Origin of the sequence: Streptomyces cellostaticus (assembly GCF_001513965.1) — a bacterium.
In the GTDB taxonomy this organism is placed as follows: Bacteria; Actinomycetota; Actinomycetes; order Streptomycetales; family Streptomycetaceae; genus Streptomyces; species Streptomyces cellostaticus.
In genome coordinates, this window is the sequence record NZ_KQ948109.1 from 1 (window position 1) to 2,481 (window position 2,481).

Consider the following 2,481-nt stretch of genomic DNA (forward strand, 5'->3'; position numbering starts at 1 on the left):
AACATCGCCCGGCTGCAACCCCGCACTCGCCAACGCAGCCCGGATCACCCGCTGCTGCGACGGACCATTCGGCGCCGACAGACCATTACTCGCCCCGTCCTGATTGACCGCACTACCCGCCACAACCGCCAACACCCGGTGCCCACGAGCACGCGCATCCGACAACCGCTCCAGAACCAGCACACCGACGCCTTCGCCCCACCCGGTGCCATCGGCCGCCTCCGCGAACGGCTTGCACCGGCCATCGGCAGCCAACCCCCGCTGCCGCGCGAACTCCGTGAACATCTCCGGGTTGGGCATCACCGTGACACCACCGGCCAGCGCGATCCCGCACTCCCCGGAGCGCAGTGCCTGCGCCGCAAGGTGAATCGCCGTCAGCGACGAGGAACACGCCGTGTCCACCGACACTGCGGGACCCTGCAACCCCAGCGAGTACGCCACCCGACCCGACGCCACACTCGCCGTAGTACCAGTCAGGCCAAAACCACCAGCACCGTCCTGCTCACCAACCCGGTACCCCAGCGCGGTAATCCCGGCGTAGACCCCGGTGTCGGTGCCCCGCAGCGAACCCGGGGCAATCCCCGCGTCCTCCAGCGCCTCCCAGCACGTCTCCAGCAACAGCCGCTGCTGGGGATCCATCCCCAACGCCTCACGCGGACTGATCCCGAAGAACTCCGCATCGAAATCACCAGCACCATCCAGGAACCCACCCACCCGGGCAAAAGCCGCGCCCGCATCAGCAGCCTCGGACAGGCCCGGCGTCTCCCAGCCACGGTCCACCGGGAACCCCGACATCGCATCGGTCCCCGCGGCGATCAACTGCCAGAACCCCTCCGGGTCCTCAACCCCGCCCGGGAACCGGCAACCCATCCCCACGATCACCACCGGCTCCTGCATCCGCGCAACTGCGGCAGGCGTTTCCCGCAGGGCCTCTTGCTCACCGGTCAGCTGCTGCCGCAGGTAGGCCACCAGCGCTGTCGGTGTCGGATGGTCGAACAGGACGGTGGCGGGCAGCTGCAGTGCGGTGGCGGTCTTCAGCCGGTTGCGGAGGTCGAGCGCGCTGTAGGAGTCGAAGCCCTGCTCGCGGAAGCTCCGGTCGGCGTCGACATCCTGCGGCCCGTCATGACCGAGTACCTCGGCGGCAAGGGTCAGGACCAGGCGGGCGAGCTGACGCTCACCGTCGATCCCCGACAAGCCGGTTGCCTGAGCGCCATCGTTCTGAGCCAGCGTCACCTCATGGCGTGATCCGCTCAGGATGGTGGACCGCAGCTCATCGGTGAGGTCCGCGATGACGACGCATGCGTCGTCGTGTCCCACGGCCCAGGCAAGTACTTCGGCCAAGTCGTCCGGGTCGGTGTGACGCAGGCCGTCGACGGCTCCAGCGCCGGCACCGTGCCAGGCGATGGAGGTGGCCGCGCGGCCTTCTGCCCAGCGCAGGCTCACCAGCGCGTCGGCGAAGGCACTGTAGGCACGCTTGTCCGTGTCCTGCTCGACCCCGAGCTGGGCGCCGGCGTGGGAGATCACGACGAACGCCGACAGATCGCGGTCGACGGTCCGGGCATGCAGGCGGAGCACCGCCTCGATGTTCTGTGCCCCGGCCTGTTCGTCCGGCAGGCAGACGACCGCGGTGGCGTCCTGGGGCAGGTCCGTTCCCCGGACGACCTCGGCGCCCGCAGCCGTCAGCCATCGGGTGATTGCCGCGGCGAGCGGGCCGCTGTCGTCACCGGCCAGCAGGACCTTGCCCGTCGGCTGCCACGGCAACCGTGACGTGTCGGCGTCGATGGGTGCGACGCGCACCTTCCTGGCGAACACTCCCGCCGTGCGCAGTGCCAGCCGGTCCTCGCTGTACTGGCCGCCGAGCACGGCGCGCAGCAGGCTTTGGGTGGTGGCGTCCCACGTTCGGGGCAGGTCAAGACATCCGCCGCGGCCGCCCGCCATCGACGGCCGATCCCAGATCGCGGACTGCCGCGGGTCGCCGGGCCGGTCGGCCGGCTCAGCAGGTACTGCCTCGACCGTGGCATTCCACACCGGGACGCCGTCGACGATCGGCTGTCCAGGGGGCAGGAAGGAGACCACGCCGACGGCGTCAGGGTAGCGCTCACCCAGCAGGGCGCCGACCTGCGACGGGTCGGCCTGAAGACGGTGGACCACGCCGCCGTCGGCGGACAGCGCCTCCACCACCTCGGCGGCGACCCTCTCATCAGCGAATCCCGGGGGGACGAGGACCAGCCGGCTACCGCTGACCGCCGGTCGCATCTCCGCGGTCACCGGTTCCCACGCCACTCGGTACAGCTGCGAGTTGAACTTCGCACGACTGCGGTGCCGCTGCCGCAGGCCGGAGAGCGCCGGCATCAGCGATTCGACCACCGAACGCTCGGCGGTCAGGCCGAGTACTCCGGCGAGTGCCTCGACGTCGTTGCTCTCGATCGCCTGCCAGAACTCGCCATCGGCCGGGTCGCCGTCGTGATCGCCCGAAGCGGC

At 70.3% G+C, this 2,481-nt stretch carries 1 protein-coding gene; it reads right to left on the minus strand.

Annotated elements, in window-relative coordinates; translation table 11 throughout:
* Positions 1-2,481, minus strand: a 2,481-nt coding sequence (locus AQI88_RS45685; protein ID WP_159050613.1) for a beta-ketoacyl synthase N-terminal-like domain-containing protein, incomplete at both ends; no start/stop codon positions are given.